This window comes from Leptolyngbya sp. CCNP1308 (assembly GCF_034932455.1).
Taxonomy (GTDB): Bacteria; Cyanobacteriota; Cyanobacteriia; order Phormidesmidales; family Phormidesmidaceae; genus Nodosilinea.
The window spans coordinates 14,621-32,086 of the sequence record NZ_JAYGIH010000005.1; the positions used below are offsets into that span (position 1 = coordinate 14,621).

A 17,466-nucleotide genomic window follows, 5' to 3' on the forward strand; every position below is an offset into this window, starting at 1 on the left:
ACTCATCAACGACTCGTTAAGACTCGTTGAAGTTGGAGGCGTGGTCAAGGCAACCCCCGACCGCGCCTCCTATAGTTTGGACATTGTCGAGGGAACCCTGACAGTACCTATTGCCACTAACCATTACCAGGGATGCCGGTATGACCTCATCCATTGCCCCAGATCAGGATCCACAAGTAGTAGCAGAGCAGCCCTCCGGTGAGGCGATAGAAACCGCCCGGGTCGTTAGCGTGCCGTCTACCTTAACCGTTGTTGAGGCGGTCGAGTTTGAGCAACAGGTTAAACGCCACTGCCTGAGCCAACCGGCCCCTGAAACCATCATCATTGACCTGAGTCAGACCCAGTTCATCGACAGCAGCGGCTTGGGAGCCCTAGTGATCTGCTACCGCACCTGCCACACCAAAGGGATTGCCATGGTGTTGCGGGGTGTACAAGAGCAGGTGCGCATGGTGCTGGCCCTGACCGACCTAGAGCAGCTGTTTACCTTCGAGCCCGTGGCGGGCGAACCCGAAGGCCCGGCAACAAAGCCCGAGATGCGCTTTGTTGCCCTCACCACTCATCCCTCGGTGGCCTCTAAGGGCAAACGCCTGATGGATATTCTGGGCGCGCTAGTGGGCCTGGTGTTGACTGCCGTGCTATCGGTGCCCATTGTGATCGCCATTAAGCTCGAAGACGGCGGCCCAATTTTCTTCAAGCAGGTGCGCTGCTCTTGGATGGGCAAGCGCTTCAATATCTGGAAGTTTCGTTCTATGGTGACCGACGCCGAGGCTCTGAAGGCCCAGGTCAAAAACGAGGTGGAAGGGCCGCTGTTCAAAAATGAAAACGACCCCCGCATTACCAAAGTGGGCCGATTTCTGCGCCGCACCAGCCTAGACGAGCTGCCCCAGTTTTGGAACGTGCTGCGGGGCGACATGAGCCTGGTGGGCACCCGACCCCCCACCCCCGATGAGATTGAGCAGTACAATGTGCCCGAGTGGCAGCGTCTCGACGTGAAGCCGGGCATGACTGGCGAGTGGCAGGTCAACGGTCGTTCTACGGTGAAAAAGTTTGAAGACGTGATTCGCATGGATCTCGACTACCAGAAGAACTGGAGTTTGGCTTACGATATCCAGCTCATTCTCAAGACCGTTCTGGTGCTGTTCTCGAAGAAAGCTGGTGCATCCTAGTGAGTGGATGGTTAGGTGGGTGGATGGGCTGAACAACTCCTGCCATCTTTGGGCTTAAGGAGAAGTGGGATTTTCCGCTTCAGAGAGGTTGTCCGATCGCGCCTGGTCTAGCAAGCCGCGATAGAGTAGTGGGGTCGAGGTAGCGGGCACGGCGGGCGGCATGGGGGTTTACGTTCTAGCGATCGCGGTTTGGTTGGGCAGCCTCTCGCTTTATGGGGCCGCCTTCTTTTTCCCTGAGGTGCATCGCCGCCACGATTTTTTTTGGAGCGGGGTGGGGGCATTCTATGGCCTGGTGCTGTGGTTTAGCGCCGTTCAAACCTCGCCTACTGAGCTGCTCGGGCATCTAGCTAGCGTGGTGCTGCTGGGCTGGCTGGGCTGGCAAACCCTGAGTCTGCGCCGCAAGCGCACGCCCCTAGATTTGCAGACGCCAGTTACCCAAGATTCTTGGCCCACCTTTGGGCGGCAGGTAAAGCAGTGGTCGCTCGACTTGCTGCGGAGTACTCCCCTAAAGCGCTGGCTGCCTGAGGTAGACGACGACAGACTGCCGGGCGATCCGGCGATCGCCACCAGCGAAATCCGAGCCTCATCCCTCAAAGATGTGGACTACGAATTTGTCGATGAGCTAGCGCCCAGCCCCCGTCAATCGAAGTTTGCTGGGAATATGGGCCACATTCCAGAAGCGATTGTTTTAGAGCCAGTCAAGCCTCCATCTTCACCCTCTGCTCGGGCGAAGCGATCGCCGCGCCCCTCCGCACCGCAGACTGCGCCAGCCCCTAAAAATCCCCAGGGTTCACCCAAACCGCCCTCAGTTCGGGCAAAGCAGCAGCCCGCTACGGCTGGGGCCAGGTTGGCCGGGTTCAAAGCCTGGGTAGGCGATGTGATGAAGGCCAAGACCAGTCCCAAACCCAAGCGAGCGGTGATCGAAATTCCGCCCCGCCCGTCGTCGTTGGCTAAATCCAAGCGTCCGCCCGTTCCCAGTGCCGATTCGATTGCCGAACCATCGAGCCTCGACCCGTCATTGACGGTAACGATTGTCGATACTGAGGCGATCGAGAGCGCTGACTGGGGCGATTCTCTGAGGGATACTCGTGCCGAGCCGGTTCCCGATTCTGGGATGCCGCAGACGTCATCCTTGGCGAATCGCAACCGTTCGATCCCGCCAGAACGTCAGCCTGATGCCGAGGAAGAAATTATCCCAGAGCCCCAGACCCGCGAGTCTCCCGGCATCCCTGACGGCGAGGAAGAGGAAAATTGGCCCGATGACCTCTAATGATTTGGGGAGCGTTCCCCCGGCTCTTAACGCCGAGATTAACCCTGCAATTGCCCTCAACCTGACCTAATGTATAGAGATGGCTCACCCGAGACTGGCCCCGGTCATAGTCGCGGGCCAAATCTGCCATAATGGCGCGAGCATTCTTTTACCTTTAGTCAATCTCCGGCTGTGACAGACACCAAAAGCTACAAAGATACCGTTCTTCTCCCCCAGACCAGCTTTGACATGCGGGCCAACGCCACCCAGCGCGAGCCCCAAATTCAAGCCTTTTGGGCCGAGAACCAGATCTACGAAACGCTGTCGGTCAACAACCCCGGCGAGGTCTTTGTGCTGCACGACGGGCCGCCCTACGCCAACGGCGACCTGCACATTGGCCACGCCCTCAATAAAATTCTCAAAGACACCATCAACAAATACCAGCTGCTCAAGGGCCGCAAAGTGCGCTACGTGCCCGGCTGGGATTGCCACGGCCTGCCCATTGAGCTAAAGGTGCTCCAGGCTATGGACCCAGAAGCACGGGCAAACCTGACGCCGCTCAAACTGCGCTATAAGGCCAAGGCCTTTGCCCTCAAGACCATCGATCGCCAGCGGGAGAGCTTTAAGCGCTACGGCATCTGGGGCGACTGGGATCACCCCTACATGACCCTGCTGCCCGAGTACGAAGCAGCCCAGATCGACGTGTTTGGGCAGATGTACCTGAAGGGCTACATCTATCGCGGCCTCAAGTCTGTGCACTGGAGCCCCACCTCCCAGACGGCCCTGGCAGAGGCCGAGCTAGAGTATCCCGAAGGCCACACTTCCCCTAGCATCTATGCCGCCTTCCCGATGGTGAGCGTCTCCCCCGACGCGAAGGCGGCGCTAGAGCCTTACCTGGGTGAGCTGGGCGTGGCGATCTGGACGACAACCCCCTGGACTATCCCCGCTAACTTGGGCGTGGCGGTAAATGGGGAGCTGACCTACGCCGTCGTAGAGGTCGCGTCTGGAAAGCCGTTTAAGTACCTGATCATCGCCAAGGATTTGGTGGAGCGGATGAGCCAAGTCCTCGGCTCTCAGCTCACGGTGAAATCCGAGATCAAAGGCGCAGCGCTAGAGCACTCTACCTATCGCCATCCCCTGTTCGATCGCACCAGCCCCATCTTGATCGGCGGCGATTATGTCACCACCGAATCGGGTACGGGCCTAGTGCACACAGCGCCCGGCCACGGCGAAGAAGACTTTAAAGTTGGCCAGCGCTACGGGTTGCCGGTACTGTCTCCCGTAGACGAAAAAGGCGATATGACTGAGGAAGCTGGCCCCTTCGCCGGGCTGAACGTGCTCACCAATGCCAACCCGGCGGTGATTGAAGCCCTCGACAAGGCCGGTTCGCTGCTCAAGCACGAGCCCTACGTTCACAAGTACCCCTACGACTGGCGCACCAAACAGCCCACCATCTACCGCGCCACCGAGCAGTGGTTCGCCTCAGTCGAAGGGTTCCGCGAGGCCGCGCTGAAGGCGATCAAGTCAGTGCAGTGGATTCCCGCCACGGGCGAGAAACGGATTACCTCGATGGTGGGCGATCGCTCCGACTGGTGCATCTCGCGCCAGCGCACCTGGGGCATGCCCATTCCTGTGTTCTATGACGAGGAAACCGGGGAACCCCTGCTGAATGAGGAGACCATAGCTCACATTAAGGCCATCTTTGCCGAAAAGGGCTCTGACTCGTGGTGGGAATTACCCGAGGCCGAACTGCTGCCCGAGCAGTATCGCAACAATGGCCGCACCTACCGCAAGGGCACCGACACCATGGATGTCTGGTTCGACTCCGGCTCTTCCTGGGCGGCGGTGGTTCAGCAGCGCGGCGAGCTGGAGTATCCGGTGGACATGTACCTGGAAGGCTCTGATCAGCACCGGGGCTGGTTCCAGTCGAGCCTGCTGACCAGCGTGGCGGTGAATGGCTGCGCCCCCTATAAAACCGTGCTCACCCACGGCTTTGCCCTCGACGAGCAGGGCCGCAAGATGAGCAAATCCATCGGTAACGTGGTGGATCCGGCGATTGTGATCAACGGCGGCAAAAACCAAAAGACCGAGCCCCCCTACGGAGCCGATGTGCTGCGCCTGTGGGTGTCATCGGTCGATTATTCCTCCGATGTGCCTCTGGGGGGCAACATCCTCAAGCAAATGGCGGATGTGTACCGCAAGATTCGCAACACGGCGCGGTTTCTCCTGGGCAACCTGCATGACTTCGACCCCGCTAAGGATGCGGTGCCCTACGACCAGCTGCCCGAGCTCGATCGCTACATGCTGCACCGCATGACCGAGGTGTTTGCCGATATTACCGACGCCTTCGAGACCTACCAGTTCTTCCGGTTCTTCCAGACGGTGCAGAATTTCTGCGCGGTCGATCTGTCGAACTTCTATCTCGATGCCGCTAAGGATCGGCTGTACATCAGTGCGGCAGATTCGTTCCGCAGGCGGAGTTGTCAGACTGTTCTTGCCATTGCGATCGAAAACCTGGCCCGTTCCATCGCCCCGGTGCTCTCCCACATGGCCGAAGACATCTGGCAAAATCTGCCCTACCCCACCGCCCACAAATCTGTGTTTCAGGCGGGCTGGGTGCAAATGGATGACCAATGGCAACAGCCCGCTCTAGCCGAAACCTGGAGCCAGATCCGCACCGTTCGCCAGGAGGTGAACCGGGTGCTGGAGCAGGCCCGCACCGCTAAAGACATTGGCTCTTCACTAGAGGCCAAGGCGCTGCTATACGTCGCCGATCTCGAACTGCGGGCAAAGCTGGCGGCGATGAATCCTACGGATGCAGTCGCTCCCGGCTCCAACCACGTGGATGAGCTGCGCTACCTCTTCCTGGTTTCCCAGGTCGAGGTGCTGGATACCCCTGAAGCTCTCGCTGGCGTCAAATGCAGTAGCGAATCCGACGCGCTGGGTATTGGCGTGGTGGATGCCGATGGGCAGAAGTGCGATCGCTGCTGGAATTACTCCAGCCATGTAGGGGATAGTAGTGAAGATCCGACGATCTGCGATCGCTGCATTGAGGCCCTAGCTGGAACGTTCTAGGCTCTGCGCGATGTCCCGAATAGCACTCACGGTTTTCCAGTTGCGGCTGGTCATGGCGACACCGAGCAGTTTCTCGGCGTTGGCAGCCAGCCTTGAGCGACCGATGCCTGCTGGCGCGTAGAGGTAGAACACCTTGTCGAGCAGTCGAAAATCTTCGCCGTCTTTCCTGAGTTCTGCTAGCTTTTCTAGTTTGAGATTTTCAGGAGCGGTGGCCAGAAACCCGAGATGTAGCGTTTTTGGGTCAGCCGCCGCTTGAGGAAAAGGGTTTTTTGCGATCGCCCGCTGCATTTCCTGGAACCCTAGAATGAGGACGTAGGGTTCAAATCCGCACTGCTGTCCAATAGCCAAGCTGATCTGATTAGCAAGCCTTAAAGCATCTTTTTCTTTACTTTCAAACACAGCATTGCCCGATTGAATGTACGTCTTAACCTGGCGGCAGCCAATCGCCTCAAGCATTGCCACCAGCGCCTGCATGGGGAGCCTATTTTTCCCACCCACATTAATGCCCCGAATTAGAGCGATATAGATTGTCATGGAGTATCCTCAGGTCTCCTTTTTCTAACGCGCAATTGGGCTGATGATCTGGCTCAGCAGCCGCAGCTGATCGGCGTTGCCCATGCTGATTACCATGTCGCCAGGGTAAAGCCGGGTGTCGGCAGTAGGGCCAAAAATCAGCCCCCCATCATCCCGGCGAATCGCCAAAATCAACGCTCCAGACCGGCTGCCCAGCTCAGCCTCCGACAGGGTTTTGCCAATGACGGGGCAGCTCTCAGGCAGCAGCAAAAACTCCTCGACGTAGACCGTGCGCTCGGCCCCGGTGAGCATGCCGTCCAAAAAATCCACCACCTGAGGGCGCAGGGCGGCGGCGGCCATGCGCTTGCCGCCGGTAATGTAGGGCGATACCACCACATCGGCCCCGCCCCGCTGAAGTTTGAGAATGGCCTCTTCACTACTGGCCCGAGCAATGGTGCGGATACCGGGGGCGAGGGTCTTGGCCGAGAGCACAATGTAGAGGTTTTCAGCATCGGAGGGCAGAGCCGCCACGAGGCAGCGAGCCCGATCTACCCCGGCCTGCATTAAAGTCTGATCCTGGGTGGCATCGCCCTGAAGCGAGATGTACCCGAGCTGCTGGGCAATTTGAATTGTGCCATCCTCAGAGTCCACCACGACAAAGGGAATTTGCTCCACAGAGAACTCGCTTGCCACCTGCCGCCCGGTGCGCCCTAGTCCGCAAATAATGTAGTGGCCCTGCAAAGATTCCATCAGTCTGCGCCGATTGAGTAACCGAAACCCAGCCTGAAAGTGCCCTTGTACAATGGCCTCGGTCAGACTGTTGAGAATATAGGCAATTACGCCAACTCCCATCATGATTAGCACAATGGTAAACAGTCGGCCTCGGGGACTGAGGGGGTTAATCTCCCCAAACCCAACGGTCGATAGGGTAATCACCGCCATGTAGGTGGCATCGAGCCAGCTCCAGCCTTCCACTAGGCGGTACCACAGCACTCCTGAAAGCACCACACCCCCCAGGGCGATCGCGCCACGAATCAGGTGTTGCCGGGTGCGCCGATAGTTTTCTTCGACAATCGTTTCGCCATAGCGGGGGCGGTTAGGGCGCACGGGGGTTGACCACTAAAACTTGGCTTTAAACACTGGCCCTAGAGCACGGCCCAGCTATAGGCTACCGTAGCTGTAGCTGCCCTAGGGCTTTAAAGGCAAAGCGCCCCGGGGTTAGCCAGGGCGCAACGTTTCCATCTGAAGAGAACTCTAGTCGGCCAAACGCACTCGCCCAGCGCGAATGCTGTCGAATATCTGATTGATGTACTGGCGATCGCGGCTGGACAGCAGAGGGTTGCTGAGCATCGCCGCCGATAGGCTGAGGTGGTCGCGGCGGCTCAGCGTTCCTTGCTCTAGGGCAACGCTCACCAGCGATTGAATATCTGGGGCAGGCAGAGACGACACCATGATTGCAAATCCTCGGTTCAGGAGTGACGATAGTAAAAGACCCTGGGCTGAGCCTCAGGAGCGATGTAGCGAAAGCTACAATTTAATGCTTCCTTCAGCATGCCCAATCTTTGGAGGGTACGGTTGAGCTACGGATAAAGATTCAGTAAACCTGTATTAAAGCTTGAGCAACAGCAGGTTTTCCATCGAGAAGTTACGGAAAAAACAGTGCAGAGCCAGAAGAACCGTTTGGAAATTCATCGGATAGCGGCCTTTCGCGACAACTATATCTTCGTGCTCCACGATGCCGTGCGGGGGCAGGCCGCCGTGGTTGACCCCGGCGATGCGCAGCCAGTGCTGCAAACCCTAGAGGAACTGGGGGCAACGCTGACCGCTATTCTCAACACCCACCACCACAGCGATCACGTGGGCGGCAATCGTCAGCTGCTGGAGCGATTTCCCCAGGCCCAGGTCTATGGTGGGGTCGAAGATCGGGGCCGCATTCCCGGCCAGACCCATTTTTTACGGGAGGGGGACAGGGTACCAATCTGCGACGGGCAAGCTGCGATCGACGATCAACGCACCGCCGACGTGATCTTTGTGCCCGGCCACACCCGTGCCCACATTGCCTACTACCTAGCTCCGGCCACCCCCAACGACTGGGGGGAACTCTTCTGCGGCGACACGCTGTTTGCCGGGGGCTGCGGTCGCCTATTTGAAGGCAGTCCGCAACAGATGGTTGAATCGCTGGGCAAGCTGCGTCAGCTACCCGACACTACGCGGGTTTGGTGCGCCCACGAATACACCCTGAACAACCTTAGATTTGCCGTTACCATAGATGGCACCAATGCCACCCTGCAACAGCGGCTGACGCAGGTGCAGGCCGCCCGTGCCCAAGACCAGCCCACGGTACCCGCCACCTTGGGGCTTGAGAAACAAACCAATCCCTTTCTTAGGTGGGACAATGCCAGTCTGCAGCGGGCGATGAATAGTACCTCAGCATTACAAACCTTTGCCCGGCTGCGGGGCAAAAAAGACCAGTTCTAGCCTCTCGCCAGGGAGCGGTTGCTATACAATCACAACAGCGCATCCTGGGGGCAAACACCCTAGATCACAATTAATAGAAGGGCAAAACCTGGCTATGATGCTCAAATCGACCACCCGGCACATTCACATCTACACCGCTATTGTTGCCAACAACGAGCTGGTGCCCAGCGACGACAAGCTCACCCTAGACATTGACCCCGACAACGAGTTCAACTGGTCTGAAGACGCCGTCAAAACCGTCTACGCCGAGTTTGACCGCCTGGTCGATGCCGCCGCCGGAGAAGATTTGACCGACTACAACCTGCGCCGCATTGGCTCTGATTTAGAGCATTTTGTGCGACAACTCCTGCAGCAGGGAGTCATTAGCTATAACCTCAAAAGCCGCGCCCTCAACTACAGCATGGGGCTACCTCGAGTTGAGGCTGACGGGTCGGCTAACTAGGGTCTGCCCTACTGACCTGGTGAAACTAGTCAACCGTCGTCGATACAGGGGCAAGATCATGTCCCCGCCTCTGTTCCTGGTCTGGCCCTGGTCTAGGTTAGCTACGCTGGGTCTAAAGATCCTGGCCTTAGATAGGCCGGGGTTAGATACCATGAGAGCTGAAGAGCTGTTTACCTGCCCCCAGACGGATCGTGATCCAGTGCTCTAACCCATCCTGCCGGTCGGTCTCGACCCCACCCGCTAGCCGCTGTAAGGTCTGCCAGACCCCTCTGCTGTATCGCTTTTTGCTGGCGGTTAGCGATGGGCCTTTAACGGTTCGATCTGGCACGTTGGTAGCCGGTCGGTTTTTGGCTTGGGGCGATGGCCAAAAACGGCCTCAGGGGGGGCATCAGCTCTGGCTTGACACGCGGCCCGACACGCCGACACCGCCCCTAGACAAAATTCCGGCTTCGGTGCTGGCTTACCAAAAGTTGTTTCACCTGGCCCAGCATGTCCCCCGTCCCTATGCCTACCTCACCTCAGAACAAACTGGCATAACGTCTACGGTGCTGCTTCTGGAGGGCGCTCCCATTGGCATGCGACTGCACCCCCAAGCAGCCAATGAGAAAGGAGAACTCCCCGGACAGGGCAAGATTGAGGCCGCTATTCTGCCTTCCCTATCTCAACGGTGGGCGGAAGGGTCGCCGTTGGAGCAGCTCAACTGGCTGCGGCAGGTGGCGGCCCTATGGCCCACGCTCGTTGGAGAGCAGGTGGCCACCACCCTGCTAGATCTCGACGACCTGCGGATAGATGGAGCCCTGCTGCGGCTTACCCGACTGGTGGCCGATGCCCCCAGCCCTACCCTGGCTCAGCTCGGCCAGCGGTGGCAGTCTCTGGGAGCTACCGCTCAACCGCCAGTACGTTCCTACCTGGGCTGGCTGATCAAGGCTCTCAAAGATGGCGGGTTAACCTCTGCCCAAGACCTCGTTGCTGAGTTGGAGGGGGCCATTGAGACCTTGGCTCAGGGGCTATTGGTGACCGTAGACTGGGCCGCAGATACCGACCAGGGGCCGACTCGCGATCGCAACGAAGATGCCTGTTACCCCGAAAACGATCCGCGCCAGCAGCGGCTGCCCTGTCCGGCAGACCGCATCACCACCCTGCCGCTGCTGCTGGTGTGCGACGGCATCGGTGGCCATGAGCAGGGCAGTGTGGCGTCCCAGACGGCCATCAAGCTGCTTCAGCAGGAGCTAGAACCTCTCACTCAGCAGGCTTACCCGTCTCCAGGGGCGATCGCCCAGTGCCTCAAGCAGGCCCTGATCTTGGCCAACGATGCCATTTCCGCCCGCAACAATGATGAGCATCGCTCGGCCCGCGCCCGCATGGGCACCACGGTGGTGGTGGCTCTGGTGCATTTTCCCTACGTTTCCATTGCCCACATTGGCGACAGCCGCGCCTACCGCATCAGCCCCCACACCTGCTACCAAATCACCGTCGACGACGACGTTGCGTCGCGAGAAGCGCAGATGGGCTATGCCCTCTATTCAGAGGCCGTGCAGCTACCCAGCGGCGGGGCACTCATTCAGGCGCTGGGCATTAGCGATTCGGGCCTGCTGTACCCCTCGGTGCAGCATCTACTGCTCGATGACCCGGCGGTGCTGCTGCTCTGCTCTGACGGTCTCAGCGACTACGATCGCGTCGAAGCGCTGGCCCCTCATCTAATAGCCCCCCTAACCACTGCCCCCGGCCCTCTCAGCCCGGCCGTAGCTGCTCTGATTGAGCAGGCAAATCGGCTCAACGGCCACGACAACGTCACCGTTGGACTGATGCGGTTTATACCCCAGCCCAGCCCGCTGCCGACCCTGCCTGCGGGCTCTCTGCGGCAGGCAGACAACGTCATCTCCAGTGTCCCAAGGGCTGCCAACCTGACCGAGGAGCCCGCAGCCGCCTCAGCCACTCGCCTTGTGGCCCCGGCCCCACCCGCCGATTTAGCTCCTACCCCTGCGCCTTCAGGTTTTCCCTGGGCAGCCTTTTTGGGGGGCATGGGTGCGGTGCTAGCGGTATTAGCGGGTTTGGGCTTAGCCGTTAGCCGCAGTTCCTCTGAGCCGGTTGCTCTGCAGCCGTTGGCCACCCGCTGGTCCTTACCGGCCCTGACCGGTCGACCGCTGCCAGAAGCGGCCCTAGCGGCGATCGTTGAAGTCCAGGTCGGATCGTTTTGGCAGTCCGCGCTGGGTGCGGTAGGCAACGGTGAATTACTGCGGTTGAACCAGCAGCCTGCTCTCAGTTCGGCTGCTGAAGCCCTCCCGATGGTAGCCACGGGTAGCGTGCTTAGGGTGGTCAGCCGCCAAACCACGGCGGATAATGTCGACTGGGTGCAGTTGCGGGTCTGCTCTATTCCCTCAGGCGAGTCCCTTGAGCAGCAGCCTCAGGAAACCGATCAAAGCCCCCCCGCTCTCTCCCCTGCCCCCGACCTAGGTCAACGCCTGTTGGCTCCGGGCGAAGAGGGCTGGGTGCAGACGCGGCAGCTCTACGGGGCCGCCGCGTTTCTAGAGCTTGTTACCCCGGCCCAGGCGGGTCGCTGTACGCCCTAGCCCCCGCGCCTATACTCTTCTTTGGCTCTACTGCCCTAGGCTTGCCTATGCCGTCGTCCGATGACCTCACCCTGTGCCTTGCCATCGATCGCCTCACCCAGGCCGACTCTACTCACTACGCAATTTGGGTGCTAGAGAGCCCATTCCCCGGTGGCTACGCCCACCACGATCGCCTCTGGGATAGCCAGATGGCTCAAATTTGGGAGAGTTGGCAGCAGTTTTTTTCGCTGCGGGGGCTGCCCCAGGTGCCCCACGTGCCCTCGGCCTACGTGCCGCAGTTTCACCTCGACGACCTGCTCGATCGGGTGGCTCCGGCAGCGGAAGCCGGGGGCTACACCGGGCGGCTGATGCAGGGGCTAGGGGTGAGCCTGTGGGAGTGGCTGTTTGACGGCCCCATTCGCCAGACCCTAGAGCGCAGTCTGGGCATGGCGATCGGCCAAAATCGACCGCTCAAGCTGCGGCTGGAGGTGCGCCCGCCCGAACTCATTAGCCTGCCCTGGGAAATTATGCAGCCCCAGCCCGGCTGCCCGGCCCTGTCGCTGGGGCCGCAGGTGTTGTTTAGCCGCACCGCCAGCGCCGTCGAGCCGCTGCCCGAGGCCGAGCTAGACACCTCGCTGAGAATTTTACTGGTGCTGGGCCAAGACGACCCCGGCACCAATGCCGGAGGCACCGAGCAGGTTCTGCAGCTGCCCCAGGAGGCTGAAGCTCTGAAACAGCTGCTAGAGCTGAGCGCCTCTCGCCTCAGCTACCAAGGGGCTAACCCAGTGGTTTGCCAAGTGCAGACCCTGCTAGAACCCGACGCTAAAACCCTGCTCACAGCGCTAGAAACCGGCTACTTCAACGTGTTCTTTTACGCGGGCCACGGGGTGCCGGCCCCCGACGGTGGACTGCTGTTTTTGCGCCGGGAGGGAGGCAGCCTCAGCGGCACAGAGCTGGCCCAGGGCCTGGCCCGCAACGGCATTCGCCTGGCGGTGTTCAACACCTGCTGGGGGGCTCAGCCCGATCTGAAACAGCAGCAGGTGATTCCCCGCAGCAGCCTGGCGGAGGTGCTGCTGCACCATGGGGTACCGGCGGTGCTGGCCATGCGCGACTCCATTGCCGATGAGGAAGCGCTGAGTTTCATTCAGGTGCTAGCTCGAGGTCTGGCCGAACGCCAGCCGGTCGCTCAGGCGGTGGCCCTGGCTCGGCAACATCTGCTGACGGCCTACCGCTTTAATCATCCGGCCTGGACGCTACCGGTGCTGTATCAACACCCCCAGTTTGGTGGACATCTGCTGCGCGAGGCGGCCCTGGCCGTGACCCAGCTGCCGGGACAAGATCTGCGCATGACCCAAGCGGTTGTGCTGCGCTGTCTGGCTACCCCCACCCGCCTGTGGCGGCTCTACGACGGCTACCTGCGGGTGGGGCGACTGCCCGACAACGACCTGGTAATTTTAGAACCCTGGGTCTCGGGGCAGCACGCCGAAATTTTTTGCCGCACCCAGTTTGAGAATGGCGTACAGGAGACCTACTATTACCTGCGCGATCGCTCCCGCTATGGCTCGTACTACTTTGACAACCACGGCTGGCACCACGTTCACCGGGATGAGGTGCCCCTGACTCTGGGTACGGCCATTCGGTTTGGCAGTCCGGAGGGCGAGCTGATGGAATTTACCCTGGAGGGTAACCCCAAATCGTCCCCGCCCTGCTAGGAAAATCAGAAAATGGTTCACTCTGTACGGAATCTCCCCGCAGCGCATTGTATCCACAGTCATCAGGCTTTGTTATCCCTCTTGTGCATCTGTAGTTAACGCTATGAACCAGTCCTCCCCGTCTTCTAACTCCGCCTCTGAGCCCGCTATGGCCACCGAACACGATCTGCTTGCCAGTATTCTCACCCCCGAAACCGGGTACCCCTGGCAGCCGCTGGCCCCCGAGGCCGAGGGCTATCTAGCCCGCCTAGAGACAGAGTTTGACGCCGTAGACGATGGAGAGCTGACTACCGCGATCGCCGCAGGATGGCAAGTTCTGGCCGCCCAGATGGCGACCCAGATGGGCAGCATAGAAGTTTCTCCAGCGGTCAGCTCGGTGCTTGAGCATCTGCGACAGTTCCAGAGTCGTGTGCCCAGCGCGCTGCTGCACAGTCTGGCGACCTCGGCTACGGCCCTGGCCCGCAGTGGCCAACCCCTCATCGAGCAGCTGGTACAGTGCGTCGATGACATTCTGCCCGGCTGGAACGCCGACGATTTGGCGGTACTGGCGCGTCCTCTGGCCTACTCTCTTCGCGATGGCCGGGGCGAAATTTTAGAGCTTAACCTGCGGGCAATTCCGGCCACCGACTGGGCCTCACTCTCTGATCTGGAGCGGGCGCGCCTCACCCTGACCGTGGCTTCGGTGGCCCTTAAGATGGCCCAGGTCGAGGGCAGCGAGTCGCTGTAGGCGAATTTTTCTGCAAACCCTGCTTTTTTCTGCAAATCTTTCTGTTGAGAGGGGCGATCGCGGCTGCCGGTCAGCGACTCTATAGGGCAGCGGCTACCGCGACCAAAGACCCCGTTACGAGATCGTAACGCTTCACTGACAGGGGCAGTTTCCTGGGGAACCATGGGGATAGTTGCTTTTCTTCGCCCCCCTATTTTTAAGTTTTATGGGACTTTACCTAACCCCCTGGCTACGTCGTCAGCAGGCTCGCTATTGCTATCGGCAGGCTTTAACCCAAATTCGCAAGGGCAATATCGAGGCCGCGATCGCGGTGTTGCCCCAGGCCCTAGACCACGCTCCCCATCCGGCCAATATTCACATTGAGCTGGGCAAGGCCCACTGGCAAATCGGGAATACGGCGGCGGCGCTGGAGCAGTTTACAGCTGCGATCGCCCTTGACCCTGCCAACGTGCGCGCCTACGGCAATCGCGGCCTGCTCCACTGCCAGCAGGGGCAAGACGACCTGGCCCTGTCCGACTGGCAGCAGGGGCTCCAGCACCAGCCCGGCCATGCTCTGATCCACTACAACCGGGGGCTGCTGCACTTTCGGCAGCAAAACTATGCCGCCGCCCTGGCCGATTTTGACGCCGCCATTGCTACCAACCCCAACCTGGCCGAGGCATATCTGCACCGAGGCCATGCCCACGAGCAGCTGGGCCAGTCCGCCGCCGCCGCCCACGACTGGGAACTGGCTCTCTGCAACGATCTCAACCTTGCCCAGGCACGGCTGAAGCTGCACCAGCTACAGCAGGTTGACCGCGATCGCGCCCTCTCCCAACGCTTGCAGGCGGAGCTGGGGCTAAGGCAAATTAGCGTTGAAGTCGAGCACCAGGATGACCGTCTGCGCATTCAGATCCATCGCCCCGTGGGAGTAGGTCTAAACTATTTCACCCTGCCTGAGCAAATTCGCGCCCTGCTCATCGGCTGGCAAATGGATGACATCTATAGCTTCGACCTCACCGGTCAGGTGCAAGACCAGTCGGTGGTTGAGTGGCGGGGCCACTACAAGGTGTTTCAAGGCCAGCCCTGCCCCCCAACCCGGTGGCATCGAGTGCTGCTGACTGCCTTCGTGATTTTTCCGCCCCTGGGGATTCCGGCCCTGGCCTACGCCATGAACCTGCGCCAGGCCTACCAGCAGGGCGACTACCTCAGCGCCCTGCGAGCCTCTAGGGCCATTCATGGGCTGTGCCGCGCCGGAGGCATTATTTCCCTAACGTTGGCCACGATGGTGGTGGGCTACTGGGGCTACCAACGTTTCTACGGCCCGCCCGAAGCCTCGGCGGCCCCGGCTGAGCTAGCTAAGCCGCCGGTTCCGGCTGAGGCTGATGACTAGCCGCCAACTCGGCCGGGCTCATGGTTTCGTAGCGCTCAAAGGGCTGATGAATCCAGGGATTGTCGGGCAGGTAGACCACGTGATAGTCAGGCTTGACGATCGATTCGGCTTTGTACCACAGCACCGCTGTCCGCACATCTTCAATGTAGAAGCCGTATTTGTGATGCAGCCAGGCCAGGGATTTCTTCAGGCTGTAGCCCGAGTCCACTAGGTCATCGACGATCAGCACCTGGCTGCCCAGGCTGGGGGTGGTCATGCTCAGATCGCGAGAAAAGGTAATCGACCCTCGGGTGCGGCCATCGGCCCCGCCGTAGGAGGCAGTGGACAAAATCGCCAGAGGCACATCGAATAGCCGACAGAGGGTATCGCCAATCCGCAGCCCACCCTTGGCCAGGCAGACAATTTGGTTGAATTCCCAGCCCGACTCATAGATCTGAATCGCCAGCTTTTCAATATCTCGGTGGTAGTCGTCCCAGGTTACGTAAAAATCAGCCATATCCATCCTCCTTTGGAGTAGCCCCCAGCCGGCCGCTAGGCTCAGTCCGGTTTAAGCCCAAGTGATTTAAGCCCAAGTGTAGAGTTTTGCCTAGGGAAGCGCTACAGTTCCTAAGCTGGACTCGGCGTAGAGCAGTAGGCGATGGGGAAATAATACACTGAGGACGCCTTGGGAATGGTGATCCCCCGAGCTGTTGCCGTTTCATCGATCGAGTATCGAGTGTGAATTCACTAAGCAGGTAATCTATGGCTTCTAACGTGCCTTCCGCCGCCGCTGCTCCCGCCAAGTTTTCCCTCTGGGGCAAGCTGGCCTTTGGAGCCGGCGATATTGGGCCAGGGATGACCGCCAACCTGCTGGCGTTTTCGTTTTTGATTTTTTTGACGACAGCGGCGGGCCTGAGCCCGGTGGCGGCGGGGTCGGTACTGGCGATCGGGCGCATTTGGGATGCGGTGAATGACCCGTTCATTGGCTACCTGAGCGACAAAACCCGCACCCGCTGGGGCCGCCGTTACCCTTGGATTGTGCTGGGGGCGATTCCGTTTGGGGTGACGTTTTTTCTGACCTGGGTGGTGCCGGGGTGGGAGAGCGACACCGCCCGGTTTTGGTACTACGTAGTAATGTCGCTGCTGTTTCAGGTGTTTTATACGGTGGTGAACCTGCCCTATACCACCCTCACCGCCGAACTGACCAAAGACTACGACGAGCGTACTGAGCTGACGGCCTTTCGGCTGGGGTCGTCGCTGTTTGGGGCGATCGCCGCTCTCGGCCTCGGCCTGGTGATCACCCAGGTGATTGCTGACCAGCGCCAGCAGTACTTAGTCCTAGGAGGCATCTGTGCGGTGCTATCGGTGCTGCCGCTGCTGTGGTGCGTGTGGGGCACCTATCCCTACGCGGTGCAGCGCAACGCCCTTCAGCCCGGCCCTACGGACGAAGTAGCGCTGCCCTTTCTCCAGCAGATTAAAGTGGTGTTTGCCAACCGGGCCTTTGTGTTTGTGGTCGGTATCTACCTGTTTGCCTGGCTGGCCCTACAGATGACCGCCAGCATCATTCCCTTCTACGCCACCTTTTGGATGGGGCTTGACTCTTACTTTTTGGCGGCGCTGCTGGTGCAGGGCACCGCCATTTTGATGATGGTGGTGGTGAACTATCTCAGCCGCCGTCTCGGCAAGCAGGAGGTGTTTTACATCGGCATCGGCACCTGGATCATTGCCCAGATTGCGCTGTTCTTTGTGCAGCCGGGGCAGGTGGCGGCGCTCTACCTGTTGTGCATTGTGATTAGCTTTGGGGTGGCCACCGCCTATGTGGTGCCCTGGGCCATGCTGCCCGATGTGATTGAGCTAGACGAGATCAAAACCGGCCAGCGGAGAGAAGGTATTTTCTACGCTTTTATGACGCTGCTGCAAAAGGTGGGCTTGGCCCTGGGGCTGTTTTTGGTCAGCCTGGCCCTGCAATTTTCGGGGTTTATCAGCGAGGCGACGGTGCAGCCCGAGTCGGCCCTACTGGCGATTCGCATTTTTATTGGCCCAGTACCGATGGTGCTGCTGGCTATGTCAATACTACTAACCCGCTTTTACCCCATCACCCGCCAAATGCACCAAGAAATGCTGCTGCAACTGGCTGAGCGCGATCACAACCAGGGACAGAACGATAGGGACGACTCAAGTGTTTGAAATGCCTAACCAGATTA

14 protein-coding genes are annotated in these 17,466 nt (G+C 59.7%); 10 read left to right on the top strand and 4 right to left on the bottom strand.

Annotated elements, in window-relative coordinates:
* Nucleotides 1-140 precede the first annotated feature (140 nt).
* The 3 genes from VB780_RS03895 (at nt 141) to ileS (ending at nt 5,490) form a co-directional block, all read left to right on the top strand.
* Nucleotides 141-1,166 carry an anti-sigma factor antagonist gene (locus tag VB780_RS03895; protein ID WP_323349830.1) on the top strand — a complete coding sequence of 342 codons (1,026 nt, stop codon included), beginning with the start codon at nt 141-143 and terminating at the stop codon, nt 1,164-1,166.
* Between the two features lie 160 nt (nt 1,167-1,326).
* Complete coding sequence (locus VB780_RS03900) at nt 1,327-2,436, top strand: Ycf66 family protein (protein WP_323349831.1); 1,110 nt, start codon at nt 1,327-1,329, stop codon at nt 2,434-2,436.
* A gap of 171 nt (nt 2,437-2,607) precedes the next feature.
* On the top strand, nt 2,608-5,490 hold the full coding sequence (gene ileS, locus VB780_RS03905; RefSeq protein ID WP_323349832.1) for an isoleucine--tRNA ligase: 2,883 nt from the start codon (nt 2,608-2,610) through the stop codon (nt 5,488-5,490).
* Here the strand turns inward: ileS and VB780_RS03910 are convergent.
* The 3 genes from VB780_RS03910 to VB780_RS03920 all read right to left on the bottom strand — a co-directional run bounded on the left by VB780_RS03910 (nt 5,473) and on the right by VB780_RS03920 (nt 7,455).
* A complete protein-coding gene (locus VB780_RS03910; protein ID WP_323349833.1) occupies nt 5,473-6,024 on the bottom strand; it encodes a DUF1697 domain-containing protein in 552 nt (183 codons plus the stop codon). The two genes, ileS and VB780_RS03910, sit on opposite strands and share 18 nt — an antisense overlap.
* A gap of 24 nt (nt 6,025-6,048) precedes the next feature.
* On the bottom strand, nt 6,049-7,110 hold the full coding sequence (locus tag VB780_RS03915; RefSeq protein ID WP_323349834.1) for a potassium channel protein: 1,062 nt from the start codon (nt 7,108-7,110) through the stop codon (nt 6,049-6,051).
* A 147-nt stretch (nt 7,111-7,257) separates the two neighbouring features.
* On the bottom strand, nt 7,258-7,455 hold the full coding sequence (locus tag VB780_RS03920; protein ID WP_323349835.1) for a hypothetical protein: 198 nt from the start codon (nt 7,453-7,455) through the stop codon (nt 7,258-7,260).
* A gap of 228 nt (nt 7,456-7,683) precedes the next feature.
* Here VB780_RS03920 and gloB point away from each other — a divergent pair, with 228 nt between their 5' ends.
* The 6 genes from gloB (at nt 7,684) to VB780_RS03950 (ending at nt 15,283) form a co-directional block, all read left to right on the top strand.
* On the top strand, nt 7,684-8,481 hold the full coding sequence (gloB, locus tag VB780_RS03925) for a hydroxyacylglutathione hydrolase (protein WP_323349836.1): 798 nt from the start codon (nt 7,684-7,686) through the stop codon (nt 8,479-8,481).
* A gap of 94 nt (nt 8,482-8,575) precedes the next feature.
* The gene (locus tag VB780_RS03930) at nt 8,576-8,923 is read left to right on the top strand and encodes an NAD(P)H-quinone oxidoreductase subunit M (RefSeq protein WP_323349837.1); all 348 of its coding nucleotides are present in this window, start codon (nt 8,576-8,578) and stop codon (nt 8,921-8,923) included.
* 191 nt (nt 8,924-9,114) lie between these two features.
* Complete coding sequence (locus VB780_RS03935) at nt 9,115-11,493, top strand: PP2C family protein-serine/threonine phosphatase (RefSeq protein ID WP_323349838.1); 2,379 nt, start codon at nt 9,115-9,117, stop codon at nt 11,491-11,493.
* Nucleotides 11,494-11,540: 47 nt separating this feature from the next.
* Nucleotides 11,541-13,184 (top strand): CHAT domain-containing protein, encoded by a 1,644-nt coding sequence (locus VB780_RS03940; RefSeq protein ID WP_323349839.1) that lies wholly within the window; start codon nt 11,541-11,543, stop codon nt 13,182-13,184.
* 103 nt (nt 13,185-13,287) lie between these two features.
* Entirely contained in the window at nt 13,288-13,911 is a 624-nt protein-coding gene (locus VB780_RS03945; protein ID WP_323349840.1) for a hypothetical protein, read from the top strand.
* A gap of 205 nt (nt 13,912-14,116) precedes the next feature.
* A complete protein-coding gene (locus tag VB780_RS03950) occupies nt 14,117-15,283 on the top strand; it encodes a tetratricopeptide repeat protein (RefSeq protein WP_323349841.1) in 1,167 nt (388 codons plus the stop codon).
* Here VB780_RS03950 and VB780_RS03955 read toward each other — a convergent pair.
* A complete protein-coding gene (locus tag VB780_RS03955; protein WP_323349842.1) occupies nt 15,249-15,779 on the bottom strand; it encodes a phosphoribosyltransferase in 531 nt (176 codons plus the stop codon). The two genes, VB780_RS03950 and VB780_RS03955, sit on opposite strands and share 35 nt — an antisense overlap.
* Nucleotides 15,780-16,024: 245 nt before the next feature.
* On the opposite strand from VB780_RS03955, the gene VB780_RS03960 reads away from it, so the two are divergent.
* Complete coding sequence (locus VB780_RS03960) at nt 16,025-17,449, top strand: MFS transporter (protein ID WP_323349843.1); 1,425 nt, start codon at nt 16,025-16,027, stop codon at nt 17,447-17,449.
* Nucleotides 17,450-17,466 lie beyond the last annotated feature (17 nt).